The following is an 18,323-nucleotide window of genomic DNA, read 5'->3' on the forward strand; positions in this document are numbered from 1 at the left end:
TCGTCGCTACTATCTGTTTTTGTAACCTAAAACAACCGGATAAAAGAATGTGTTCACCGGCCGAAGAGAAAAGAATAGGAAAAATCCATACTATTTAGCCCTTGTAAGCGTCTCATAAAAAATGAAAACAGCATATAGCGGTTGGTAATAAATTACTAAATTTGCACGTAGCCGATGAATATCATACCTTTATAGTAGCAAACAGAGTCATAGAATCTATGAAACGAAATAAAAAGAGTTCCGATTTCTTTCCCCGGAAACGCTCCAAATACAAACTGACCTTCTTCAACGAGAGTTCGCTGGAGGATGTGTGGACCATCTGTTTCTCGCGGACGGGAGCCATCATAACCGCCATACTACTCGTTGCCCTTATCGTCATAGCCATACTCTCGATTATCGTAGGTACCCCGGTGAGGAATCTGCTGCCCGGCTACCTGAAGGCCGAAGAGCGTATCGAGATGGTCGACAAAATCCTGCGGGTCGACTCGCTGGCTGCCGAGGTGCAACGGCGCGATGCCTACATCGAGAACCTCGCGGCCATACTCACGGGCGAAATCAAAATCGACTCCATCGGCCAGCAGGCCGACAGTCTGCTCTCGACCCGCAGAGATACCCTGCTGCCCCAGTCGCAACGGATGAAAGAGTATGTAAAGCAGTACGAACAGGAAGAGAAATATACCCTCAACGTCTTTACCCCCACCACCCCTATCGACGGCAAACTCTTCTACACGCCGCTGAAGGGCGAAATCGTGCAGGGCTACGACCCGCATGCGGGACACTTCGGCGTAGAGGTGCAGTGCCCGCGCAATACGGCTGTATCGTCGGTGCTCGACGGGACCATCGTTTCGGCCGGATACACTCCCGACTATGGCTATGTGGTGGCCATACAGCACAGCAACAACTATCTGTCTATCTACAAATACAACTCGGGCATCCTGAAAGCTATCGGCGAAAAGGTGCTGGGCGGCGAGAAAATTGCCGTTACCGGCTGGGGAAAGGGCAAATCGTCGAAACAATCGTGCACAGCCGAATTTCAGTTATGGCACATGGGACAATCGCTCGACCCCGAAAAATATATTACTTTCTGACCTCGATTCGCAGAAGATAGACTTTATTTTATACCTTTGCATAGTTTAACCCGAGGATTCTGACATCTTAACCCGAATGAAAAAACAATTAGCCATATTAGGTTCGACAGGCTCGATCGGCACCCAGACTCTGGACGTGGTTGCCGAATATCCCGACCTGTTCGAAGTATATACCCTGACAGCCAACAACAACGTAGAGCTGCTTATCGAACAAGCCAAACGATTCAACCCCGACTCGGTAGTCATTGCCAACGAGGCCCACTACCCCCGGTTGAAAGAGGCCTTGAAGGAGTATCCCATCAAGGTCTATGCCGGCGACGAGGCCATAGCCCAAATCGTCGAGGCTGCCCCCATCGACATCGTGGTTACCGCCATGGTGGGCTACGCGGGGCTGAGACCGACCATCCGCGCCATCGAGGCTCACAAGACCATAGCCTTGGCCAACAAGGAGACCCTGGTTGTGGCGGGCGACCTCATCAAACAGCTCGCGCTCGAATACCACGCCCCCATTATTCCCGTCGACTCGGAGCACTCGGCCATCTTCCAATGCCTGGTAGGCGAGTGGGACAACCCCATCGACAAGATTATCCTCACCGCTTCGGGCGGCCCCTTCAGAGAGTTGACAGCCGAACAGATGAAACACGTCACCAAAAACGACGCCCTCAAGCATCCCAAGTGGAACATGGGGCATAAAATCACCATCGACTCGGCCACTCTGATGAACAAGGGATTCGAGATGATTGAGGCCAAATGGCTTTTCGACGTCGACCCCAAAGACATAGAGATAGCCGTGCACCCGCAATCGATCGTGCACTCGATGGTACAGTTCAAAGACGGTACGGTGAAGGCTCAACTGGGCGTGCAGGACATGAGGCTGCCCATACGCTACGCCCTCTCCTACCCGGCACGACTCGAGAGCCCCAACTCGAAACTCACTCTCGAGCAGTATGCCCACCTCACCTTCGAGCGTCCCGACCTCGAGCGGTTCCCCCTGCTTCGCTATGCCTTCGACGCCGTAGCCGAGGGGGGCAACATGCCCTGCATCATGAATGCCGCCAACGAAATAGCCGTGGCTGCCTTCCTCCACGATGCCATCGACTACCCCAGCATTGCCCGCATCGTGGCCGAAACGATGGCTCACATCGAGTTCATCGCCTCGCCCCGATACGAAGATTACGTACACACCAACCAGCTGGCTCGCGACTATGCGACCACGCTGCTTCAATAACCCGCTAAAACAATTTGTATACGCCGATGGAAACATTCCTCATAAAAACCGTACAACTCCTGTTGAGCCTCTCGATACTGGTCATCGTACACGAGTTCGGACACTTCATCTTTGCCCGCCTGTTCAAGGTTCGAGTCGAGAAGTTCTACCTCTTTTTCGACCCCTGGTTCTCGCTCTTCAAGTTCAAGCCCAAAAACAGCCACACCGAGTATGGCGTGGGCTGGCTGCCGCTGGGCGGATATGTGAAGATTGCCGGCATGATAGACGAGTCGATGGACCGCGAGCAGATGAAACAGCCCCCCAAACCGTGGGAGTTCCGCTCGAAACCGGCCTGGCAACGGCTGCTCATCATGGTGGCCGGCGTGGTCTTCAACTTCATCCTGGCCATCTTCATCTACTCGATGATTGCCTACACATGGGGCACCACCTACATCCCGTTCAAAAATGCCTACGCCGGCATGGAGTATTGCCAGTCGGCCAAAGAGATAGGATTCCGCGACGGCGACATACCCTTGACGGCCGACGGGGCTGACCTCGGATTCATGTCGAGCGAGACCCTGCAGCAAATCGTAGAGGCCAAGCAGGTACAGGTGCTGCGCAACAACGACACGGTGACGATTGCCATACCCAAGGACTTCATGCTGCGCCTTATCGACAAGGAGGAGCAGTTTGCCATGTACCGCATTCCGCCGGTCGTTTATGAAGCCTCGGCCAATACGGGTGCCCAACGGGCCGGATTGCTGAAGGGCGACCGCATCCTCTCCATCGACAGCCTGGCCACCCCGTCGCTCGACGAGCTGCACCAGGTACTCTCGACTCGCCACGACACCACCGTGACCGTAGCCTACCTGCGCAACGGCGCGTTGCAGACCACGGCCGTAGCCACCGACTCGGTAGGCAACCTGGGCATTCTCATCTCGCCCCTGGTCGAAAGCTACGAAGTGGTAACCGAGCACTACGGCTTCTGGGAGTCATTCCCCAAAGGTATCGAACTGGGTGTGAGCAAACTGACAAGCTACGTCAACAGCATGAAATATGTCTTCACCAAAGAGGGAGCGCAAAGCCTGGGGGGCTTCGGAGCCATTGGCAGCATCTTCCCCGAGCGGTGGGACTGGGAGTCGTTCTGGAGCATGACGGCCTTCCTGTCGGTCATCCTGGCCTTCATGAACATCCTGCCCATACCGGCCCTCGACGGCGGCCATGTGCTCTTCCTGCTCTACGAGGTGATAACCCGCCGCAAGCCCAACGAAAAATTCATGGAGTATGCCCAAATGTGCGGCATGATTTTCCTGCTGGCCCTGCTCATCTATGCCAACGGAAACGACATCGTCCGCTTCTTTTTCAAATAACCGATTATGAACTATACGAAAATAACATTGAAACCGGGTAAGGAAGATTCGTTCCACCGCTTCCACCCGTGGGTATTTTCCGGCGCCATATACCGCTTTGAGAAACAGCCGGAAGAGGGAGAAATTGTCGAAGTGACCGACCACCAGGGCAACTTTATCGGTGTCGGGCAATATCAGATCGGCAGCATCGCCGTGCGCATCCTGTCGTTCAAACCCGAGACCATCGACGAGGCTTTCTATGTGAAGCGCCTGCAAGAGGCCTACAACGTGCGGCTCAGTCTGGCACTGCTCAACGAGCACAACAACACCTGCCGCCTGGTACACGGCGAGGGCGACAACCTGCCGGGCCTCATCGTCGACCTCTATGACCGCACGGCCGTCATGCAGGCCCACACGCCGGGCATGCACTATGCCCGCCACCAGATTGCCGAAGCGTTGAAAACCGTCCTGGGCGACCGCATCGACAACATCTACTACAAGTCGGAGACGACCCTCCCCTACAAGGCCGAACTCGATGCCGAGAACGAATATCTGCTGGGAGGCGACGCCCCCAACATCGCCACCGAAAACGGACTGAAATTCTATGTCGACTGGGTGCGCGGACAAAAAACCGGCTTCTTTGTAGACCAACGCGAGAACCGTGCCCTGCTCGAGCGGTATGCCCGCGGCCGTTCGGTGTTGAACATGTTCTGCTACACGGGTGGATTCTCGTTCTATGCCATGCGAGGCAATGCCAAGCTGGTGCACTCGGTCGACAGTTCGTCGAAAGCCATCGACCTCACCTGCCGGAACGTGGAGCTGAACTTCCCCGGCGACAGCCGTCACCAGGCCTTTGCCGAGGATGCGTTCAAGTTTCTCGACTCCATGGGCGACCAGTACGACCTCATCATACTCGACCCACCGGCCTTCGCCAAACACAAGAAGGTGCTGAACAACGCCCTGCAAGGCTACCGCAAGCTCAATGCCAAGGCCATCGAGAAGATTCGCCCGGGCGGCATCCTCTTCACCTTCTCCTGTTCGCAGGTGGTAAGCAAGGAGAATTTCAGGCTGGCGGTCTTCAGCGCGGCGGCACAGACGGGGCGCAACGTGCGCATCCTGCACCAGCTCACCCAGCCGGCCGACCACCCCGTAAACATCTACCACCCCGAGGGCGAATACCTGAAAGGGCTGGTTCTCTATGTAGAATAAACCAATTTCAAAATCACATTATATGAAAAAAATCGTTTGTACCATGGCTTCATTGCTAATCTTGGCCTCGTGTGCTACCCAAGAAAAGAAAGACGACTTCGACTACACCGTAGAGTCGTTTGCCGATCTGGAAATCCTGCGCTACAAAGTACCGGGATTCGAAGAGTTGACACTTCAACAGAAAGAGTTGGTCTACTACCTCTCCGAGGCTGCCGCCTACGGTCGGGACATTCTCTATGACCAGAACGGAAAATGGAACCTGGCTATCCGCCGTACCCTCGAAGCAATCTATCAGGACTATACCGGCGACCGCCAAAGCGAAGACTTCAAGAACTTCGAAGTATACCTGAAACGGGTATGGTTCTCCAACGGTATCCACCACCACTACGGATGCGATAAATTCGTGCCCGGTTTCTCGCAAGAGTTCTTTGTCGATGCCGTGAAATCGCTCGACCCGAAGAAACTGCCGCTCACCGAAGGTGCTACGGTCGACGACCTGCTCAATACGCTGGTGCCCGTTATCTTCGACCCCACGGTCATGCCTAAACGGGTGAACCAGGCTGCCGGCGAAGACCTCATCGCCACCTCGGCCTGCAACTATTACGACGGGGTAACCCAAGCCGAAGCCGAGGCCTTCTACAGCAACATGAAGGACCCCAAAGACGAGACTCCCATCTCTTACGGACTGAACAGCCGTCTGGTAAAACGCGACGGCAAGATTATGGAAGAGACCTACAAAGTAGGCGGCCTCTACACCGAAGCTATCGAAAAGATTGTATTCTGGTTGCAGAAAGCAGCCGGCGTAGCCGAGAACGACCAACAGAAACAGGTCATCGAGAAACTCATCGAATATTACCAGACAGGCGACCTGAAAGACTTTGACGAGTACGCTATCCTGTGGGTAAAAGACCTCGATTCGCAAGTCGACTTCGTAAACGGCTTTACCGAGACCTACGGCGACCCGCTGGGCATGAAAGCCAGCTGGGAGTCGATTGTCAACTTCAAGAACCTCGAAGCCTCGAAACGCACCCACACCATCAGCGAAAACGCCCAATGGTTCGAAGACCACTCGCCGATAGATGCCCGCTTCAAGAAAGAGGAGGTAAAGGGTGTATCGGCCAAGGTCATCACCGCTGCCATGCTGGCCGGCGACTGCTACCCCTCGACCCCGATCGGTATCAACCTGCCCAACTCCAACTGGATTCGCCACCTGCACGGCTCCAAATCGGTAACCATCGAAAACATTACCGAGGCTTACGAGAAGGCTGCCCAGGGTAACGGATTCAACGACGAGTTCGTATGGAGCGACACCGAGCGCGACCTCATCAACAAATACCTGCTCCAGGCCGACAACCTGCACACCGACCTGCACGAGTGTCTGGGTCACGGCTCGGGCAAGCTGCTCCCCGGTGTAGACCCCGATGCCCTAAAGGCTTACAGCTCTACGCTCGAGGAGGCTCGCGCCGACCTCTTCGCCCTCTACTACATGGCCGATCCCAAAATTCTGGAACTGGGTCTGCTCCCCTCGCCCGATGCTTACAAAGCTGCTTACTATCAATACATGATGAACGGTCTGATGACTCAGCTCACCCGCATCGAGCCGGGCAAGAATATCGAAGAGTCGCACATGCGCAACCGTCAGCTCATCGCCCGCTGGGCCTATGAGCACGGCAAAGCCGACAAGGTAATCGAGTTTGCCAAACGCGACGGCAAGACCTACGTGGTAGTGAACGACTACGAGAAACTGCGCACGCTCCTCGGACAACTGTTGGCCGAAGTACAACGCATCAAATCGGAAGGCGACTACGAGAGCGGCAAGAATCTGGTTGAACAATATGGTGTCATCGTCGACCCCGAACTGCACAAAGAGGTTCTGGCCCGTTACGAGAACCTGCACATCGCTCCCTACAAGGGATTTGTCAACCCCGTATACACGCCGGTTACCGATGCCAACGGCAACATTACCGACATCAAGATTTCGTACAACGAAGGTTATGCCGAGCAGATGCTGAGATACTCGAAAGATTACTCGCCGCTGCCCATCTGCACACCCTTCCCGGTTAAGAAATAAGTTCTTATCCCGATAACCCGCTCGGCCCGACATTTCCAAAATGCCGGGCCGAGTTTTTTTTGCCAACTATCTTGTGTGCTCCCTTGTTTTTAATTCGTATCTTGCGGAAAAATTCTGAAATCGTCATGCAACAAAAACTCAAAGAGATAAAAATCAAATTCCGGCATGCCATGAACGGCATCGTGTCGCACAACATGAGAAGCCAGGGTGCCGACTACAAAATAAACTTCGGGCTCACCCTGCCCCTGCTGAAACGGATTGCCGCCGAAACCCCGACCGATGCCCAACTGGCCAACGCCTTGTGGGCCGACACAGCCGTGCGCGAGTCGATGATGCTGGCCCCGCTGGTCTATCCGATCGACGAGTTCACCGAGGCCGAGGCCAATCGTTGGGTGGAGACCATGCCCAACACCGAGGTGGCCGACATCTGTTGCAAATTCCTCTTCAGCCGGCTTCCTTTCGCACGGCAAAAGGCTTGCGAATGGAGTTGCAGCGACCGGCCGCTGACCCAATACACCGCCTTCCAACTGGCTACCGCCTGGCTCGTCGCTCACCCCGAAAACACCGAAGCCTCGAACCTCGGGCCGGTCATCGATGCCGCCATTGCCCAGGCCACGGGGCAGCGCGACAACCGGGCTTTTGCTGCCGTCAACCTGCTGAAACAAGCCATGCACAACGACGCGTTGGCTGCCCACATTCTGCCCCTGTTACAGACCAAGGCCAAGGCCGACACAGCGGCCCAACCACTGCTCGACACGCTGACCGAAGAGCAGACGCTGTACCGCGAATTTTCGGGCCGCGATTCCCGCTGATTTTGTTTTGCTTGTAATGCAAAAATCGCTAAATTTGTAACATAGGTTTTTGATCATGCCAGAAGAAAAATCGAAAGAAACTGTAAAACAGTTGTTTATACAATTCTTGGAAGCCCGAAAATTGCGTAAGACTCCCGAGCGGTTTGCTATATTGGAAAAAATATATACCACTACCCAGCACTTCGATGTAGAGACACTGTACGAAGCCATGATCGAGAACGGATACCGGGTGAGCAAAGCAACCGTCTACAACACGATAGATCTGCTGCTCGAGGCCAACCTGGTGCGCAAGCATCAGTTCGGCGGCAACCTGGCCCAATACGAGCGGGTATACAATACCAACCACCATCACCTTATCTGCATCAAGTGCGGCAAGGTGCGCGAAGTGAAAGACCTGGACCTGATGTCGAGCCTGAACACCCGTAAATTCAACAAATTCACCACATCGTACTACACCCTCTATGTCTATGGCATCTGCAGCCGGTGTAACCAGAAGAGCAAAAAAGAGAAAGACAAAAACGAAAAAAAATAAACCCAATTTAAACATTCACGAAACACACTAAGTTATGAAAGTAGATGTTCTCTTAGGATTGCAGTGGGGCGACGAAGGCAAAGGCAAAGTCGTCGATGTATTGACGCCCAGATATGATATTATCACCCGTTTCCAGGGAGGTCCCAATGCGGGTCACACATTGGAATTCAAGGGCGAAAAATATGTATTGCGCTCCATCCCCTCGGGTATCTTCCAGGGTGGAAAAGTCAATATCATCGGCAACGGTGTCGTATTGGACCCCGTCCTCTTCAAAGAGGAGGCCGAGAGCCTGGCTGCCAGCGGTCACGACCTGACCCAATGCCTGTGCATCTCGAAAAAGGCACACCTCATTCTGCCCACACACCGCATACTCGATGCTGCCTACGAGGCCGCCAAGGGTAAATCGAAAATCGGTACCACGGGCAAAGGTATCGGCCCCACCTACTCCGACAAGATAAGCCGAAACGGTGTGCGGGTTGGCGACATCTTCCTCAACTTCAAGGAGATTTATGCCAAAGCCAAAGCCCGGCACGAGAACATACTGCGTTCGCTCAACTACGAATACAACATCGACGAGCTGGAGGCCAAGTGGTTCGAAGCCATCGAATACCTCAAACGCTTCCGCATCATCGACAGCGAACACGTCATCAACAACTACCTGAAAGAGGGCAAGTCGATTCTGGCCGAAGGAGCACAAGGCACGATGCTCGATGTCGATTTCGGCTCCTATCCCTTTGTCACCTCGTCAAACACCATCTGCGCCGGCGCCTGCACGGGTCTGGGCGTAGCTCCCAGCAAGATAGGCGAGGTATACGGTATCTTCAAAGCCTACTGCACCCGCGTAGGCAGCGGCCCGTTCCCCACCGAACTGTTCGACGAGACCGGTAAGACCATCCGGGCCATCGGTCACGAATATGGAGCCGTGACGGGTCGCGAGCGTCGCTGCGGCTGGATAGACCTGGTAGCTCTGAAGTATGCCATCATGATCGACGGTGTGACCAAACTGATCATGATGAAGAGCGACGTGCTCGACAACTTCGACACCATCAAGGCCTGCGTGGCCTACCGCATCAATGGCAAGGAGGTGACCGAGTTCCCCTACTCGATCGAAGAGGGCATCGAACCCGTATACGTAGAACTGCCGGGCTGGAAAACCGACATGACCAAGATTCACAGCGAAGCCGAATTTCCGCAAAGATTCAAAGAGTACATCGCCTTCCTCGAAAAAGAGTTGCAGGTACCTATCTACATCGTATCGGTAGGTCCCGACCGCGAGCAGACGATTGTCCTCTCCAATAAATAACCTATAAACTTATTACTATGGCAAAGATTAAACCGTTCAAAGGATTACGTCCGCCGAAAGAACTGGTCGAGCAAGTGGCCTCGCGCCCTTACGATGTGTTAAACTCCGAAGAGGCTCGCCAAGAGGCTCAAGGAAATGAAAAATCGCTCTACCACATCATCAAACCCGAGATCGATTTTGCCCCCGGTACCGACGAACACAGCCCCGAGGTATACCACAAGGCAGTAGACAACTTCAACATGTTCCAGCAGAAAGGGTGGCTGGTACAAGACAACAAGGAGCACTACTACATCTATGCCCAGACGATGAACGGTCACACCCAGTACGGACTGGTCGTGGGGGCTAACGTCGACGACTACATGTCGGGCGTCATCAAGAAACACGAACTTACCCGCCGCGACAAGGAGGAAGACCGCATGAAACACGTGCGCATCAACAACGCCAACGTCGAGCCGGTATTCTTCGCCTACCCCGACAACGACGAGCTCGACGCCATCATCAAACGCGAGACGTCGCGCGCGCCCGAGTACGACTTTATTGCCCCCGACGGATTCGGCCACCACTTCTGGGTCATCGACGACGACAAGACGATAGGCCGCATCACCGAAATCTTTGCCCATATTCCCAGCCTCTACATTGCCGACGGTCACCACCGTACGGCTGCAGCGGCTCTGGTAGGCAACGAGAAGGCCCAGCAGAACCCCGAGCATCGCGGCGACGAGGAGTACAACTACTTCCTGGCCGTATGTTTCCCGGCCTCGCAACTGAAAATCATCGACTACAACCGCGTGGTAAAAGACCTGAACGGGCTCACTCCGCAAGAGTTTATCGAGAAATTGAAAGAGCACTTCACCGTCGAGGAGAAAGGCGAACAGATTTATCACCCCGCCAAACTGCACAACTTTGCACTCTACCTCGAAGGTAAATGGTACTCCCTCACGGCCAAAGAGGGCACCTATGACGACAACGACCCCATCGGGGTACTCGACGTCACCATCTCGTCGAACCTCATCTTGCGCGACATCCTGGGCATTACCGACCTGCGCACCGACAAACGCATCGATTTCGTGGGCGGTATCCGTGGCCTCGAAGAGTTGAAACGCCGGGTCGACAGCGGCGAGATGAAGATGGCCCTGGCTCTCTACCCCGTTTCGATGAAACAGCTGATGGACATCGCCGACACGGGCAACATCATGCCGCCCAAAACAACGTGGTTCGAACCGAAGTTGAGATCGGGTCTCATCATCCACAAACTGGATTGACGCCAAAGACCCTGATTTCCTGAAATATAGAAATAGCGGTTCTTTGTATAATATTCTTTAACAAAGAACCGCTATTTATTTTTTTACCCTCATGCAGCAAAAAGAGCTCGAATTACGTCTACCTAATAGTAGTTGTTATTCGGGCCGAGTAAAATCGGTATGGACGAGAAAAAGTTGATAGAAGCTTGCAAAAATAACGACTCTCGAGCGCAAAGGCAACTCTATGAAACCTTTGCGCGTAAAATGATGTCGGTATGTTTGCGCTATGCCGGCAATCGAGAAACCGCCGAAGACTTTCTGCAAGAGGGCTTTATCCGTGTCTTCTCGTCGATACAGAGTTACAACTACGAGGGTTCTTTTGAAGGTTGGATGCGACGTATTTTCGTGAACACGGCTTTGGAAGCGCTGCGCCGAAACGACTTGCTGCGCAACGGAGTAGAGCTGGAGGCACTCGAACCTCAGCAAGAGGCCGACTACTCGGCCGTAGACCGTATATCGGCCGACGAGTTGATGGAGCTTATCGCCCAGCTACCGCCGGGATTCCGCACCGTATTCAATATGTTTGCCGTCGAGGGTTACTCCCACCGGGAGATTGCCCAGGCGCTGCACATTACCGAAAGCACCTCGCGATCGCAATATACCCGGGCCAAAAGGCTGCTTCAAAAATGGATTCAAGAACTGGAACAATAGGTATTAACGACTATGCAGATAGACGACCGACAATTTGAAAAGACGATACAATCGAAACTGGCAGGGCACGAAGCCGATGTCAGAGGCGATTTGTGGGCGGCTATCGAGTCGAAGTTACCCCAGAACGCTCCGCAGATTGCGACCCGTAGAGTTCCGCTCTACCGGCGTATCATCGCCTACTCGGCAGCCGCTGCGGCTGTGGGTATAGTCGTCGCTGTCGTATGGTGGCAGACGCCCGAGAAGCCTCTGGTTACCCCGATAGCCAACCAGCTATCGACTGAGGGGGTGGAGATGGTACAACCGGCAACAAACGACAGCGAGCAACCCCTCATTGCAGCAGCTACTCAACCGCAAACCACACACCCGGCACCCCGGGTTGCCCACAGCAAAAGGGCAACAGCTCCCGAAACTCAATCGTTGTTGGGTCACGAAGCTCTTGCCCAACCGGCTAATCCGACGACTCCAACCCAGGTTGTCGCTCAACCCGAAGCAGCTACCTCCTCTACCGCTGCACAAAAATCGAACAACACCGACGCAGACTATCGCCGCAAGCTGGACCAGTTTGAAAACGACGGTCGGGAACTGAAAGAGAGCGGACTCACGGCCGACGAGTCGACGAAGAGAAAAGGCTCCGGCATTCAGATAGGCGTGATGGCAGCTAATGCCACTACCGACAAAAGCCAGAATACGGCAACGGCAATCCGCACCAAGACACCCATGCTGTTGTCGCGACGCAATCCCGTCTACCACTTCGAGCACAGAATGCCCATATCGGCGGGTATCACCATATCGAAGACCTTACCTAAAAACTGGGAACTGGAATCGGGATTGGTCTACACCTACCTCTATTCGAAATACAGTTCGACCAACGGCAACGGCAGCCAAGAGCTGCACTATCTGGGTATCCCCCTCAACGCAGTCTACCGCTTTGCCCGCATCAAGCGCCTGTCGTTCTACGCGGCAGCCGGCGGACAGGTAGATTTCTACCTGGCGGGGAGACAAAAAGACGAGGGATACGACGAGGGTATATCGGGTTCGGGATATAAGGAGCTGAAACACGAAAACGTGCAATTCTCAGTACAAGCCAATCTGGGCGCAGCCCTCACGCTGTACAAGCAGACCGAGCTCTATCTGGAACCCTACATGGCCTACTACTTCGAAAACAAATCGGAAATACATAATATCTGGAAGGACAAGCCTTTCAACTTCGGCTTGACCTTTGGCATAAGAACCGGATTTTAATCATAACCTAACTACCAAAATAGCAAACCAAACAATCTACAAGAAAACAATGAAAGCATTGAAATTTGTATCGGCTCTATCGTTGCTTTGCGGCGTCTTAACCCTCTCAAGCTGTCTGGGCGAAGGTGGCAATACCTTGTCGGTATACACCACCGGCAGCATCTACAAAACCAATACGGGCACCTCGTATATGTACCTCGACCGTACCGGACTGTCGGTCACAAGTAGCGAATTGCAAAGCGAAGATTGGGAGGAGGGCGACCGCCTGTTGGCCACAACGACTATCGACTTCGACAACCAAGGTACCCAAGTGTCGAACTACATCTATAACGCCACCATCTCGGGTATTCATCAATTCGATTGCAAAGACTATCTGTACAATGGTGCCTTCGGTGCATTCCAGAGCGATACCCTCCCCTCGCTCTACTCGATAGAGCCCTTTATCAACTATCGCAAAGACGATACTATCCTCACCTTTGCCTATGTGAAATACGAGGTTGAAAGCGGTGAAGCCGGTTCGCTGGAACTGATTCAGCCCAAGATGTTCGACTTCGAGACCAAGACCGATACTCTCTATCTCGTCTACAACAAAGGAAATATCAAGGAGTCGAAAAGCTCGGACTACATCTCGTTCAAGCTGCCGCAATATCCGGTCAATACCGACATCAACGTGGTTGTGAGATACCAGGCAGCCAGCTCGAACTTCTCGACCGGTGGCAACGACAAGACCAGCAGATACTTCTCGTTCACCTACAACCGGCCCGAGACCTTGGAATAAAATCGAAAGAAAGCAACTTTTATTTTTGATGTTTATAATTTCAGACGGGGGTGTCCGTGAGGATACCTCTTTTTTTTATACCCTCTCGCGACCCGGGTTGCCATGAAATAGAGCAATCTTTAAGCCTATCAGCACAAGTCTGTCTTCAGAATTGCCGGCTCGACCCGGCGAAAGAATTGATTGCGCCATATCCCAGATGCGGTCTGCATCAATATAAGCACACACTACATCAACACCTCGAAATAAAAGCTCAACCTACTTATATTGGAGTTAGGCCGGTTTCCTCACGAATTGCCCGCCAACACGATCGCAACGAAAAGTACCTTATTCTTTTAACAGCCCGAAAAAACTTCTAACTTTGTACCATCAAAAGCAGAACGGGGACATAAAAAAACTTTCAGTATAAAATTATACCTGATGAACAATCACAGAAAAATCGTATACCTATTGCTCTGCATGGCAATTCTCGGGAATTCCTGCCGTCCGGAACAGCAATCAGAAACTCAGTTTATCGATAAGGCTCAACAGTTATTGACCCTGAATGACGAAGGTATCATACCCGATACGGCGGTAGACCAATTTTTTGATTTGATCCGAGAGAATCCTCAATCCTTGGATTCTCAATTAACCGATAGGAACCATAACATAGAGTCCATGGAGATAGCCACCTCGCCCGATGGCAATATGCGAACATACAGCATCGAACTATATGGCTTTGGCGGAATACCTTCGTATGGATTCGAGACTCGCACCTTGCTTCAATATCGGGCCAACGATTCGGTCGTTTGTTTGGAACTGGACAGCATTCAAGGATATGTATCCCAGATAATCCGAATAGAGCCTTCGAAATCGCTATATATGCTTGCCGACTGCGAAGAGTTTAACACGCAAGGGTCTCATGTTTACATGAATCTGTGGGGCCTGCAGATAACCGACCAAGGAACTATTGCTCCGGCTCCGATATTTAAGAAGGAGACACATCTATTGACACATCTCGATTGGAGATGGGACGAATATGGTTACAATGACGAAACCGACCAAATCATCTTCTCGGCCGAGTTGTCCAAGCCGTATGAAATAGCTTATGATACCGTTTCGAACGAATTACATCTTCCTTATATCGTAACACATGGCGAATATTCCATAGCTACAGAAGCACATCGGGTATACCGGTGGAATGGAAAATATTTTGTAGACAAAGGGGTTGCTCCCCTGTTCGATTTGCATAGTGACGACTTCCATATTATCATCGATATACAGGCCAATGGCAATTACCGATATAGGTGTTGGAATAAGGGACGCAAAATCGATGACAAACCCGACTTGCAAATTGAAAACGGCATTAGAAAATGTTGGGACCAAGACGGAGAAGTCTTTGATTACAATGCTTTTTGTGAAAATTTTCAAGCCAAGCCTGCCGGAAAAATATATCTATTTTATAACCAGGGCTTTCGATATGAATATCACATAGGAGATATTCAAGGTAAAGTCGTCAACAAGTTGTGTATCTATAATCCTCAGAACAATCTGATTTACGAGCAATCTTACGATTGACATCCATTTCTGAAAAATCGCAACAAAACAACGACAGCCAACCGATTCAGAAAGAACCGATTGGCTGTCGCTATATGACTGTATAGGAATTACGGATTACCGATACATCTCGGCATGATCGGCCGTGTACCAGTCGTACATCTTCTGTACGCCCTCCTCGATTTCGATTTTGTGGTGCCAGCCCAGGTTGTGCAGTTTGGTCACATCGGTGAGCTTGCGCATGGTACCGTCGGGTTTCTCAGGGTTGAAGCGAACCTCGCCCTTGTACCCGATAACCTCCTGGATGCGATGAGCCAGAGCGGCGATGGTAATCTCCTTGCCGGTACCGATGTTGATGTGGCAGTTGCGCACCTCGGGATTGTCGCCCTTAACATCGGCAAAATCGACATGCTCGAGAATATAGACCGAAGCGTCGGCCATCTCCTCGCTCCACAGAAACTCACGCAGCGGTTTGCCCGTACCCCACAGCTCTACCCGGTCGGGATAGATGCCATACTTGGCCAGCACGGCAAGGATAGCCTCGTTGGTAGCTTTACCGTCTACGCCCTCGACAGGTCGCAACGAGAGGTCTTTGCGCACAGCCTCCCAATCGTTTTCCATCAGACACTTGGCCAAATGTATTTTACGAATCATAGCCGGGAGCACATGGCTGCGCTCGAGGTCGAAGTTGTCGTTGGGCCCGTAAAGGTTGGTGGGCATCACGGCGATATAGTTGGTACCATATTGCAGGTTGAAGCTCTCGCACATCTTCAGTCCGGCAATCTTGGCAATGGCATAGGGCTCGTTGGTATACTCCAGCGGCGAGGTGAGCAGCGCATCCTCCTTCATCGGCTGCTGGGCATCGCGCGGATAGATGCAGGTACTGCCCAGGAAGAGCAGCTTCTTCACGCCATGACGGAAGCTCTCGCCGATGACGTTTTGCTGAATCTGCAAATTCTGATAGATGAAATCGGCCCGATAGATGCTGTTGGCCATGATACCCCCCACATGAGCGGCGGCCAGAATCACATATTCGGGTTGCTCCTCGTCGAAGAAGCGTTTCACGGCTACCCCGTCGAGCAGGTCGAGCTCTTTGTGCGAACGGCCGATGAGATGGGTATACCCTTTTTCCTGCAAGTTTTTCCATATAGCCGAACCCACCAGACCGTGGTGACCGGCTACATAAATCTTGGCATCTTTTTCCATGATAAATATCTCCTATTTAACAATACCTTTTTCCAAATATTCGGCCAGGTTCATGCGAATCTCGTCGCCGGCACGCTCGACAGCCACCTTGGCCATATCGGCATCAACCATAATCTTCACGAGCTCTTCGAACGAAGTCTTCATCGGGTCCCAACCCAACTCGCGCTTGGCCTTCGAGGGATCGCCCCACAGGTTCACCACGTCGGTCGGGCGATAGAAATCGGGCGAAACTTCTACGAGCACACGGCCGGTAGCCCGGTCGATGCCCTTCTCGTTCTCTCCCTCGCCTACGAAATCGAGCTCGATGCCCACGTGGTGGAAAGCCAACTGGCAGAACTCACGAACGGAGTGCTGCACACCGGTAGCAATCACGAAATCTTCGGGCTTGTCGTTTTGCAGAATGAGCCACATGCACTCGACATAATCCTTGGCATAACCCCAGTCGCGCAACGACGAGAGATTACCCAGGTAGAGCTTGTCCTGTTTACCCTGAGCAATACGAGCGGCAGCCAGCGTAATCTTACGGGTTACGAAGGTCTCGCCACGACGCTCCGACTCGTGATTGAAGAGGATACCCGAGCAGCAGAACATGTTGTAAGCCTCGCGATACTCCTTCACAATCCAGTATCCATACAGCTTGGCTACGGCATACGGGCTATACGGGTGGAACGGAGTCTGCTCGTTCTGAGGCACCTGCTCTACCTTGCCATACAACTCGGAAGTCGAAGCCTGATAGATGCGACAGGTCTCGGCCAATCCGCATTGGCGAACGGCCTCCAGAATACGCAATACGCCTGTAGCGTCGACATCGGCCGTGAACTCGGGAGCATCAAACGACACCTGTACATGGCTCTGGGCGGCCAGATTGTAAATCTCGTCGGGGCGCACTTTGCCTACGACCTGAATCAGACTCATCGAGTCGCCCAAGTCGGCATAATGCAGGTGGAAATGCGGACGGCCCTCCAGGTGGGCGATACGCTCACGATAATCGACCGACGAGCGACGAATGGTTCCGTGCACGTCATAACCCTTTTCCAGCAGGAACTCTGCCAAGAACGATCCGTCTTGACCGGTAATACCGGTAATCAATGCTGTTTTCATCTTGTATGCTTATGTTTGATTGTTTTCTTTTATTATAAAACTCTGTTATCTGAACTATATTCGTCGATTACACGACTGCAAAATTATCTAAATTCGAGAGAATTGTCAACCTCAATCGGGCTCTATTTACGACCAACGACGAGGATTCTATTCGACCTTGCCCGGCAACTTCTTGCGCCGGCGTTTGCGATTCCACTCTTGGACGAGCAACTTGGGCAACGACTCGATAATCAGCCAGCAACGACGCAACTGCTTCTTGGGCTCGCAATAGATGCGATGCAGGAACTCGAGGTGGGCCCGCACCATCCAATAGGGCGCCCGGTTCACATCGGTACCGCTGTAAAATTTAAAAGCAGCTCCCACGGCAATCATCACCCCACTCTTCAGGTAAGGCTTCAACTTGCTCATAAAAATCTCCTGCTTGGGAGCCCCCAGTGCTATCCAGATAATCTCGGCACGATCTTTCTCCAGCATCTGGGCAATGGCCGGATAGTCAAAATCGTCGACCGCCTTGTAGGGCAATGAGTAGAACCACATGTCGTTGATGCGCGGGTCAATCTCTGACAAATGACGTTTCAGCCCGTCCAGCGTCTGCTGTGTAGTACCCAGAAAGGCCATGCGATAGCGCCGCTGATGAATGATATCCATAAAAATCTCGCTACCGCAGTACTGCTTGCGCTCGATACCATAGATCCATCGCAAATACAACGGCACATAACCGCTGTCGCAAATCGAGAACATCGACCCGTCTACCACCTGACAATAAGCCGGGTCGCGATTTACCGTAGCCAGAATCACACCGTCGGATACACAAATATACCCTGGCTTCTTCATTAACAACGCCTCGTCGATAGCCCGAAAAACTGCATGCTTGTCGAACTCGTACCTGATGTTGAAATACTTCTCCATAAAAAATGATGTGTAAAGTTACCGTCGAGAC

16 protein-coding genes are annotated in these 18,323 nt (G+C 52.6%); 13 read left to right on the top strand and 3 right to left on the bottom strand.

Annotation, left to right across the window (positions count from 1 at the left end; all coding sequences use genetic code 11):
- Positions 1-218 precede the first annotated feature (218 nt).
- The 13 genes from NW211_RS05720 (at position 219) to NW211_RS05780 (ending at position 15,097) form a co-directional block, all read left to right on the top strand.
- Positions 219-1,088: a murein hydrolase activator EnvC gene (locus tag NW211_RS05720; RefSeq protein WP_258327230.1), complete on the top strand. Its 870-nt coding sequence runs from the start codon at positions 219-221 to the stop codon at positions 1,086-1,088.
- Between the two features lie 76 nt (positions 1,089-1,164).
- A complete protein-coding gene (locus NW211_RS05725; protein ID WP_087407519.1) occupies positions 1,165-2,316 on the top strand; it encodes a 1-deoxy-D-xylulose-5-phosphate reductoisomerase in 1,152 nt (383 codons plus the stop codon).
- 26 nt (positions 2,317-2,342) lie between these two features.
- Positions 2,343-3,665, top strand: a complete 1,323-nt coding sequence (rseP, locus tag NW211_RS05730; protein WP_258327231.1) for an RIP metalloprotease RseP — start codon at positions 2,343-2,345, stop codon at positions 3,663-3,665.
- 6 nt (positions 3,666-3,671) lie between these two features.
- Positions 3,672-4,853: a class I SAM-dependent rRNA methyltransferase gene (locus NW211_RS05735; protein WP_087407521.1), complete on the top strand. Its 1,182-nt coding sequence runs from the start codon at positions 3,672-3,674 to the stop codon at positions 4,851-4,853.
- A 22-nt stretch (positions 4,854-4,875) separates the two neighbouring features.
- Complete coding sequence (locus NW211_RS05740) at positions 4,876-6,924, top strand: dipeptidyl peptidase 3 (RefSeq protein ID WP_258327232.1); 2,049 nt, start codon at positions 4,876-4,878, stop codon at positions 6,922-6,924.
- A 125-nt stretch (positions 6,925-7,049) separates the two neighbouring features.
- Positions 7,050-7,736, top strand: a complete 687-nt coding sequence (locus NW211_RS05745) for a DNA alkylation repair protein (protein ID WP_087407523.1) — start codon at positions 7,050-7,052, stop codon at positions 7,734-7,736.
- Positions 7,737-7,791: 55 nt separating this feature from the next.
- A complete protein-coding gene (locus NW211_RS05750; RefSeq protein ID WP_087407760.1) occupies positions 7,792-8,268 on the top strand; it encodes a Fur family transcriptional regulator in 477 nt (158 codons plus the stop codon).
- A gap of 34 nt (positions 8,269-8,302) precedes the next feature.
- On the top strand, positions 8,303-9,571 hold the full coding sequence (locus NW211_RS05755; RefSeq protein ID WP_258327233.1) for an adenylosuccinate synthase: 1,269 nt from the start codon (positions 8,303-8,305) through the stop codon (positions 9,569-9,571).
- 17 nt (positions 9,572-9,588) lie between these two features.
- Complete coding sequence (locus NW211_RS05760; RefSeq protein WP_087407525.1) at positions 9,589-10,833, top strand: DUF1015 domain-containing protein; 1,245 nt, start codon at positions 9,589-9,591, stop codon at positions 10,831-10,833.
- A 159-nt stretch (positions 10,834-10,992) separates the two neighbouring features.
- Positions 10,993-11,523 (top strand): RNA polymerase sigma factor, encoded by a 531-nt coding sequence (locus tag NW211_RS05765; RefSeq protein WP_087407526.1) that lies wholly within the window; start codon positions 10,993-10,995, stop codon positions 11,521-11,523.
- 12 nt (positions 11,524-11,535) lie between these two features.
- Positions 11,536-12,765 carry a porin family protein gene (locus NW211_RS05770; RefSeq protein ID WP_258327234.1) on the top strand — a complete coding sequence of 410 codons (1,230 nt, stop codon included), beginning with the start codon at positions 11,536-11,538 and terminating at the stop codon, positions 12,763-12,765.
- A gap of 49 nt (positions 12,766-12,814) precedes the next feature.
- Positions 12,815-13,543 (top strand): hypothetical protein, encoded by a 729-nt coding sequence (locus NW211_RS05775; RefSeq protein WP_087407528.1) that lies wholly within the window; start codon positions 12,815-12,817, stop codon positions 13,541-13,543.
- A 417-nt stretch (positions 13,544-13,960) separates the two neighbouring features.
- Positions 13,961-15,097, top strand: a complete 1,137-nt coding sequence (locus tag NW211_RS05780; RefSeq protein ID WP_258327235.1) for a hypothetical protein — start codon at positions 13,961-13,963, stop codon at positions 15,095-15,097.
- A gap of 96 nt (positions 15,098-15,193) precedes the next feature.
- On the opposite strand, the gene NW211_RS05785 is transcribed toward NW211_RS05780, so the two are convergent.
- From NW211_RS05785 to NW211_RS05795, 3 genes are all read right to left on the bottom strand, one after another.
- The gene (locus NW211_RS05785) at positions 15,194-16,282 is read right to left on the bottom strand and encodes a GDP-L-fucose synthase (RefSeq protein ID WP_258327236.1); all 1,089 of its coding nucleotides are present in this window, start codon (positions 16,280-16,282) and stop codon (positions 15,194-15,196) included.
- A gap of 12 nt (positions 16,283-16,294) precedes the next feature.
- Positions 16,295-17,383: a GDP-mannose 4,6-dehydratase gene (gmd, locus tag NW211_RS05790; protein ID WP_258327237.1), complete on the bottom strand. Its 1,089-nt coding sequence runs from the start codon at positions 17,381-17,383 to the stop codon at positions 16,295-16,297.
- A gap of 147 nt (positions 17,384-17,530) precedes the next feature.
- Positions 17,531-18,292, bottom strand: a complete 762-nt coding sequence (locus NW211_RS05795; RefSeq protein ID WP_258327238.1) for a WecB/TagA/CpsF family glycosyltransferase — start codon at positions 18,290-18,292, stop codon at positions 17,531-17,533.
- Between the last annotated feature and the right edge of the window lie 31 nt (positions 18,293-18,323).

Source organism: Barnesiella sp. ET7 (assembly GCF_024733785.1).
Lineage (GTDB): Bacteria > Bacteroidota > Bacteroidia > Bacteroidales > Barnesiellaceae > Barnesiella > Barnesiella merdigallinarum.

Bases quoted from the DNA above. Each gene is read 5' to 3' on its own strand.
- NW211_RS05740 (WP_258327232.1), top strand. From the start codon at position 4,876: ATGAAAAAAATCGTTTGTACCATGGCTTCATTGCTAATCTTGGCCTCG.
- NW211_RS05780 (WP_258327235.1), top strand. From the start codon at position 13,961: ATGAACAATCACAGAAAAATCGTATACCTATTGCTCTGCATGGCAATT.
- NW211_RS05765 (WP_087407526.1), top strand. From the start codon at position 10,993: ATGGACGAGAAAAAGTTGATAGAAGCTTGCAAAAATAACGACTCTCGA.
- NW211_RS05775 (WP_087407528.1), top strand. From the start codon at position 12,815: ATGAAAGCATTGAAATTTGTATCGGCTCTATCGTTGCTTTGCGGCGTC.
- NW211_RS05725 (WP_087407519.1), top strand. From the start codon at position 1,165: ATGAAAAAACAATTAGCCATATTAGGTTCGACAGGCTCGATCGGCACC.
- NW211_RS05795 (WP_258327238.1), bottom strand. From the start codon at position 18,292: ATGGAGAAGTATTTCAACATCAGGTACGAGTTCGACAAGCATGCAGTT.
- NW211_RS05745 (WP_087407523.1), top strand. From the start codon at position 7,050: ATGCAACAAAAACTCAAAGAGATAAAAATCAAATTCCGGCATGCCATG.
- NW211_RS05770 (WP_258327234.1), top strand. From the start codon at position 11,536: ATGCAGATAGACGACCGACAATTTGAAAAGACGATACAATCGAAACTG.
- gmd (WP_258327237.1), bottom strand. From the start codon at position 17,383: ATGAAAACAGCATTGATTACCGGTATTACCGGTCAAGACGGATCGTTC.
- NW211_RS05750 (WP_087407760.1), top strand. From the start codon at position 7,792: ATGCCAGAAGAAAAATCGAAAGAAACTGTAAAACAGTTGTTTATACAA.
- NW211_RS05720 (WP_258327230.1), top strand. From the start codon at position 219: ATGAAACGAAATAAAAAGAGTTCCGATTTCTTTCCCCGGAAACGCTCC.
- NW211_RS05755 (WP_258327233.1), top strand. From the start codon at position 8,303: ATGAAAGTAGATGTTCTCTTAGGATTGCAGTGGGGCGACGAAGGCAAA.
- NW211_RS05785 (WP_258327236.1), bottom strand. From the start codon at position 16,282: ATGGAAAAAGATGCCAAGATTTATGTAGCCGGTCACCACGGTCTGGTG.
- NW211_RS05735 (WP_087407521.1), top strand. From the start codon at position 3,672: ATGAACTATACGAAAATAACATTGAAACCGGGTAAGGAAGATTCGTTC.
- NW211_RS05760 (WP_087407525.1), top strand. From the start codon at position 9,589: ATGGCAAAGATTAAACCGTTCAAAGGATTACGTCCGCCGAAAGAACTG.
- rseP (WP_258327231.1), top strand. From the start codon at position 2,343: ATGGAAACATTCCTCATAAAAACCGTACAACTCCTGTTGAGCCTCTCG.